Here is a 1,081-nt window from a genome sequence, read left to right as displayed (position 1 = left end):
TTCGGGATGAGCTAAAGCGTGATGGCATTAAGTCCGATAGCCTGAACTTCTGAGGTAGTTGGCGCATTCCTCGGAGGTGAAGGCATCGAGTGCGTGGCCGATTGCGGCGCAGACCGCGTCGACGGTTCGCGCGGCAGTTTTGCGGAGCAGGTGCTTGAGCTTGGCAAAGACCTGTTCGATCGGGTTCAGGTCGGGCGAGTATTTTGGCAGGAAGAACAGTTTGGCGCCGACCGAACGGATGAGCTGGCGAACTGCTTTGCTCCTGTGGCTGCCGAGGTTGTCCAAGACGACGATATCGCCGGGTCGAAGGACGGGCAAAAGAACCTTCTCGATGTAGGTGCGAAAGCTCACGCCATCGATCGGCCCCTCGATGAACCATGGCGCATCGATCCGGTCATGGCGCAGGGCCGCCAGGAAGGTCATGGTCTTCCAGCGGCCGTGAGGAACCTTGGCCGAAAGTCTGTGCCCGCGCGGCGCCCATCCGCGCAAAGGGGCCATGTCGGTCCGGGTCCAGGTCTCGTCGATGAAGACCAGCCGCTCAGCGTCGACGCGACCTTGATACTTTGCCCACTGGGCTCGCCGGCGAGCTACCTCGGGACGATCGCGTTCGCCAGCCGCCACGCTTTTTTTTGAAGCTGAGCTTCTCGGCATGCACGAAGTCCCACACCGAGTGGTAGTCGACCTTCAGACCGCGCCCGGCAAGCTCGGCAACGAGCCCGCGTATGGTGAAATCACCGTCCTTGATCCGCTGCGACAGCCAGACCGCGTGATCTCCCGAAACCGCCTTCGGCTTGTGCCCGCCCATCTGGCCAGGCTCAACGCTGCCGGTCTCATCGACCCGCTGCATCCAGCCAATCGCCGTGCTGATCGCCACCCCAAACTGCTTGGCGGCCTGATTGCGCGACATCCCGCCCTCAATCGCGGCCACGACACGCTTGCGAAGATCCAGAGAATAAGGCTTGCCCATCCATGCTGGCCTCCGCCCAGCCAGCATGGTGAATCAGAAACAGCCTGATTTGGGAATCCCAAATCGATTCAACCTAACCCCATCCCGCTTTAGTGAGTTGAAAAGCTCCGAAGT

At 60.9% G+C, this 1,081-nt stretch carries 1 protein-coding gene; it reads right to left on the bottom strand.

Going from position 1 to position 1,081, the window contains the following annotated elements; genetic code table 11:
* Window positions 1-27 precede the first annotated feature (27 nt).
* Window positions 28-967, bottom strand: a protein-coding gene (locus tag AC628_RS41710) for an IS630 family transposase (RefSeq protein WP_502689843.1) whose coding sequence is annotated in 2 segments (ribosomal slippage) — window positions 28-630 and window positions 632-967 — 939 coding nt in all. Because the reading frame shifts where the segments join, the coding sequence is not laid out codon by codon here.
* Between the last annotated feature and the right edge of the window lie 114 nt (window positions 968-1,081).

Origin of the sequence: Bradyrhizobium sp. NAS96.2, from assembly GCF_001908235.1 — a bacterium.
Lineage (GTDB): Bacteria > Pseudomonadota > Alphaproteobacteria > Rhizobiales > Xanthobacteraceae > Bradyrhizobium.
This window is presented reverse-complemented; position numbering and strand designations above follow the sequence as displayed.